The organism is Candidatus Magnetaquicoccus inordinatus (assembly GCF_004217665.1).
Classification (GTDB): domain Bacteria; phylum Pseudomonadota; class Magnetococcia; order Magnetococcales; family Magnetaquicoccaceae; genus Magnetaquicoccus; species Magnetaquicoccus inordinatus.
Window position 1 is genome coordinate 1 of the sequence record NZ_RXIU01000221.1, and the last position, 6,035, is coordinate 6,035.

Annotated in this window: 3 protein-coding genes; all 3 read left to right on the forward strand. The window is 57.1% G+C overall.

The features are described 5' to 3' along the window. Positions 1-1,347: sigma-54 interaction domain-containing protein (locus tag EJP87_RS13270; RefSeq protein WP_130472352.1), on the forward strand; the 1,347-nt coding region annotated here is incomplete at its 5' end. A 43-nt stretch (positions 1,348-1,390) separates the two neighbouring features. Further along, complete coding sequence (locus EJP87_RS13275) at positions 1,391-4,765, forward strand: DEAD/DEAH box helicase family protein (RefSeq protein WP_130472353.1); 3,375 nt, start codon at positions 1,391-1,393, stop codon at positions 4,763-4,765. Then, positions 4,762-6,035: type I restriction-modification system subunit M (locus tag EJP87_RS13280; RefSeq protein WP_130472354.1), on the forward strand; the 1,274-nt coding region annotated here is incomplete at its 3' end. The genes EJP87_RS13275 and EJP87_RS13280, both read left to right, overlap by 4 nt.

A 6,035-nucleotide genomic window follows, 5' to 3' on the forward strand; every position in this document is an offset into this window, starting at 1 on the left:
GGTTGGCTCAAGGCGCAACACCTCCTTGAAATCGCTCCTCACTACGTCACCCTTACCAGTCCGGTCCATTTTGGCGACATCTACGAGAATGCCACCCGGGTGGTCTCCGATGCCATCAAAAACAACCGTGGCCATGCTGAATTGGCTTTTCATCTCAGCCCCGGAACCCCGGCCATGGCGGCGGTATGGATCATCCTCGCCAAGACTCGATTTCCTGCGGAATTGATCGAATCCTCCCGTGAGCATGGTGTGCGCACCGCATCCGTGCCATTCGACATCTCCGCTGACTTCATCCCCGACCTGCTGCGTAAACCCGACGAGGAGTTGGAGCGACTCACCGCCGGCTTGCCACCCGAAGCACCGGAGTTCTCCAGCATAATCCATCGCAGTCCTGACATGAAGCGGGTGATCGCCCGTGCGCGCCGCGTGGCTCCGCGCTCCATTCCCGTATTGATTGAGGGGGAGTCCGGCACCGGCAAGGAACTGCTGGCCCGCGCCATTCACCGGGCCAGTCCCCGTCGGGACAAGCCGTTCGTGGCTGTCAACTGTGGGGCCATATCTCCGGAGTTGGTGGAATCCGAACTTTTCGGGCATGAGAAGGGAGCCTTCACCGGAGCGGCCGTATCCAGGACCGGTTACTTTGAGGCGGCCCACGGCGGCACCCTGTTTTTGGACGAGGCAGGTGAACTGCCAGCCCCCGCCCAGGTCAAGTTTCTGCGCGCCATCCAGGAAGGCGAGATCGTTCGGGTGGGATCCACCACGCCCACTCCGGTGGATGTGCGCATCATTGCCGCCACCAACCGGACCCTGACAGAAGAGGTTTCCCAAGGGCGGTTTCGGGAGGATCTGTTCTACCGGTTGGCGGTGATCGTTCTGCTTCTGCCCCCTCTGCGGGAACGCCCTGGTGATCTTGGTCCCCTGGTTGACTACCTGCTGGAGCAGATCAACCGGGAGAGCGAGACAGAACCCGGATTCGAACATAAGAAACTTTCTGTAGGCGCAAAGGATCTTCTTCTGAAACACGACTGGCCCGGCAATGTGCGGGAGTTGCAGAACACCCTGCGCCGTGCCACGATCTGGTCCACTGGGGCGACGATTCGGGTGGAAGATGTCCGGGATTCATTGTTTCCCGTCCCCAAAAGCGGGCAAGAGGAGGTTTCCATCCTCGATCTGGACGTGTTGCAAGGAATTGATCTGCCATTGTTAATGGATCGGGTTGCCCGTCACTACATGGAACTGGCGATGGAAAAGACCGCTGGCAACAAGACACGGGCTGCCGAACTCCTGGGTTTGGCCAGCTATCAGACCCTGACCAATTGGATGAAAAAATATAGGGTGAACGCATAATGGCATCCCCGTTGCTTTTCTCCCCGACATGGAACACTTGATCATGAAATCGCTGAACTTCGAATTTCTGCGCCCCTCCTGGCCGCAACTGGCGGAACTGGGTGGCTTTGCCGAGAGCTATGCCCACCCCGATCCTGGCAGCAGCCTGGTGAAACTGCGTGCGTTTGCGGAACAACTCGTGCTGTGGATCTACGACCGGACCGGTTTTTCCAAGCCGTACCAGCCCAACCTGAATGATCTGCTCAACGAAAGTGCCTTTACTGAAGCGGTTCCCAAGGCGGTGGTGGACAAACTGCACGCTATTCGGATTCACGGCAACAAGGCGGCCCATGGCGAAAAGGCATCCACGGATACTGCCCTCTGGCTGCTCAAAGAGTCCCATGCCGTCGGCCAGTGGATTTTTATGGCCAGCGGCCAGGGCAAGACCTCCGACCTGTCACCCTATCAGGATCCCCCATCTGGCGGGCTGGCCGGTGAGGCCCGATCCCAACTCAAACGGGAAAAGAAGGCGGTACTGGAGCAGTTGGCCGCCCAGGAAGCACAGATGCGGGCTCTTCTGGAGCAATTAGACACAGAGAGGGAGAAAGCCCAAACCGCCGAACTTAAAACAGGTGAGTTGGAAGCACTTATTCAGTCCGGTCGCAATGCCGCCAATGTCCTGAACTTTGATGAGGCCACCACCCGCAGACGGTTGATAGATAGCCAACTGGTGATGGCCGGGTGGAAAGTGGCAGCCAATGGCGGCAACACGGATGAAGTGACCCAGGAGGAAGAGGTGGAGCACCAACCCACTCAAACCGGCAAGGGTTACGCCGATTATGTGTTGTGGAACGACGATGGAAAACCCCTGGCCGTAGTGGAAGCCAAGAAAACATCCAGGGGTGCCGAACAGGGTCGCAAGCAAGCCCAGCTTTATGCCGATGGTCTGGAAAAAATGTACGGCCAACGTCCGGTGATCTTTATCACCAATGGCTTTGATCTTTGGATTTGGGATGACGCCAGTGGCTACTCTTCGCGCAAACTGTATGGTTTTTACTCCAAAGACAGTCTGCAGTATCTCGTGACTTTCCAGCGCAACAATCAACGTCCCCTGGACGAGCTCCAGCCCTCCGGGATAGCGGGTCGACTCTACCAGTTGGAGGCCATCAAGCGGGTTTGTGAACGCTTCACCGCTCGGCACCGCCGCGCTCTGGTGGTTCAGGCGACCGGCACCGGCAAAACCCGGGTGGCCATCTCCTTGACCGATCTACTGATCCGTGCCGGATGGGTCAAACGGGTGCTGTTCTTGTGCGACCGCAAGGAGTTGCGCAAACAGGCCAAGAACGCCTACATCGATTTTCTCAACGAGCCACTGGTGGTGGTAGGACGCCATACCGCCCAGGATCGGGACAAGCGGATTTATCTGGCTACCTATCCCGCCATGATGAAGATTTTCGAGACTTTCGACGTGGGATTTTTCGATCTGATCATCGCTGATGAATCGCATCGCAGCATCTACAACCGTTATCGGGATCTCTTTTCGTACTTTGACGCTCTCCAGGTAGGGCTGACTGCCACACCGGTGGGCATGATCACCCGCAACACCTACAGGCTGTTCGGCTGTGAGGACGACGACCCCACCTTCAACTACGACTTTTCTCGGGCGGTGGAGGAAGGCCATCTGGTTCCCTTCGAGCTGTTCACCCATACCACCGAGTTTTTGCGCCTGGGAATCAAGTATGAAAATTTGTCCGAGGCGCAACGGCAGCAGTTGGAGGAGGACGGAGAGGATCCTGGAACCTTTGCCTACGAGGCGCAGCAGATCGACAAGGCGGTATTCAACCGGGACACCAACAAGCACGTTCTGCGTAATCTGATGGAAAATGGTCTGCGGGAATCCACCGGAACCCATCCAGGCAAGAGCATACTTTTTGCCCGCAACCACAACCACGCGGTTCTGCTTTCCCAACTCTTTGATGAGTTGTATCCCCAGTATGGCGGCGGCTTTTGTCAGGTGATCGACAACTACGATCCCCGCGCCGAGCAGTTGATCGACGACTTCAAGGGAATCGGTTCCAATCCGGGCCTGACCATCGCCATTTCTGTGGACATGCTGGATACAGGTATCGACATACCGGAGGTGGTCAATCTGGTTTTTGCCAAGCCGGTCAAGTCCCGGGTGAAGTTCTGGCAGATGATCGGACGCGGCACCCGGCTCTGCCCGGCCATTGGCAAGACCAAGTTCCGCATTTTCGATCACTGGGGCAACTTTGAATTTTTCTCCGAAGAGTTCCAGGAGGCAGACCCGGCCCCGGCCAGATCCCTCATGCAGCAGGTGTTCGAGGCACGTATTGATCTGGCAGAGACCGCTCTGGAGCAGTCCGACCCTGAAACCTTCAAGCTGGCGGCGGAATTGATTGGCAAGGATCTGGCTGCCTTGCCGGAAGAAACCATTGCTGTGCGGGAGAAATGGCGGGAAAAACGCACCGTGCAGCAGCCCCATGTGCTGGAACAGTTTGCACCGGAGACCGTGGGAGTTCTGCGCCAGACACTGGCCCCGTTGATGCAGTGGATTGACATCCGCGACCATGCCGCCGCCTGGCAGTTCGACCGCCTGATAGCCATGACGCAGAACGAGTTGTTAAAGAGTTCGAGCCGTTTTGAGGATTATCGCGATCAGGTGCAGGATCAGGTTGCCCAGTTGCAAATGCACTTAAATCCGGTGCGGGAGAAAGGAGAAGTCATCAAACGTTGCAAAGATCCTGCCTTTTGGAGCAGTGTAACCGTGGCCGATCTGGAAAACCTGCGCCGCGATCTGCGGGGGGTCATGCACCATCGTCGCCCGATGGATCGCCCCGGGGAGAGCGTGCGGGTGGTTGATGTGACCGATGGCGGCATTGCCTATACCCAGCGCATGGCCAACATGGGCACTGTGGATCTGGTCGCCTACCGCAAACGGGTGGAAGAGGTGTTGATGCCCCTGTTTGAGAGCAACCCCACCCTGAAAAAAATTCGCGCGGGTGTTCCAGTCACCGAGACGGATCTGAACGCCCTGAATGCCCTGATCCACCTGGAGCGTCCCGATGTGGACCTGAACATCCTCAAGGAGTTCTACCACGAGACTGCCCAGGGTTTGGAGCAGATCTTGCGATCCATCATCGGCATGGATGGGGAGACGGTGGAAAAGCATTTTGCCGATTTTGTCCGTCGCCACCCCACACTGAATGCCCGGCAGATCCGTTTTTTGGGTCTGCTCAAGAATCATATCAGCAAGTTTGGCGTCATCGCCATTGACCGGCTTTACGAACCACCGTTTACCACTGTGGACAGCGAAGGCCCCGATGGCGTATTCCGCGAGGAGGCGCAGATGGATGATCTGATCGCCATTCTGGATGCCTTCAAGCCACCTGCACATTTTGAAAAGAGAGCCTCATTATGATCACTGGCGAGTTGAAAGCCAAAATTGACAAACTCTGGACCGAATTCTGGACCGGCGGTATCACCAATCCGCTCACGGTCATTGAGCAGATCTCGTTTCTGATGTTTGCCCGGTTGCTGGATATTGCCGAGTCCCGCAACGAAAAGCGCGATGCCCGTACCGGTGGTCAGAGTCGCCGCAACTTTGGCCAAGAGGAGCAGGATTTGCGTTGGTCCCATTTTCGCCACCTGGGGGCAGAGGAGATGCTGCCCTTGGTGCGTGATTTTGTGTTTCCCCATTTCAAGAAAGTGGCGGTGGATGGTGCAGAGTTCGGCGAATACATGAAGGATGCCCAGTTGATGGTTGCCAAGCCCAGCCTGCTGGTGAAGGCGGTGGAGATGATTGACGCCCTGCCGCTTACTGCTGGGGACACCAAGGGGGATCTCTACGAATACCTGCTCAGTAAGCTGACCACCGCCGGTATCAACGGCCAGTTCCGCACCCCGCGTCATGTGATCCGCGCCATGGTGGAGATGGTGGCTCCTGATCCGAAACGCAACGAGGTGGTAGGAGATCCCGCCTGCGGCACCGCTGGCTTTCTGGTGGAGACCATGCAGTATCTGATGCGGGAATATACCTCCCCGAAGATGGTGGACACCGACCCCGAGACCGGAGAAAAAATCTACCATGGCGATCTGCTGGAGCCACACCGGGATCATGTTCAACACCACATGTTTCGAGGGTTTGACTTCGACGCCACCATGCTGCGTATTGCCGCCATGAATCTGCTGCTGCACGGCATTGATGCCCCGGAGATCCACTATCAGGACACCCTGAGCAGCACCTTTCCAGAGCACTACCCCCGACTGGCGAGCAACGCCTTTGACGTGATCCTGGCCAATCCCCCTTTCAAGGGCAGCCTGGACGAGGAGGATATTCATCCCTCCCTGCTGGGGTTGGTCAAAACCAAAAAGACAGAACTGCTTTTTGTGACCCTCATCCTGCGCATGTTGAAACTCGGTGGACGCTCGGCCACCATCGTACCCGACGGGGTGCTGTTCGGCAGTTCCAATGCCCATGTGGACCTGCGCCGCATGCTGGTGGATGATAACCAGTTGGAAGGGGTTGTTTCCCTGCCTCCGGGCTGTTTTCGCCCCTACGCCGGGGTCTCCACGGCGGTGTTGCTCTTTACCAAGGGCGGCAAGACCGATCAGGTCTTTTTCTATGATGTGCAGGCGGATGGTTTCAGCCTGGACGACAAACGGCAACCGGTGGAAGCCAACGACTTGCC

Coding starts and splice junctions, on each gene's coding strand:
- EJP87_RS13275 (WP_130472353.1), top strand. CDS start 1,391: ATGAAATCGCTGAACTTCGAATTTCTGCGCCCCTCCTGGCCGCAACTG.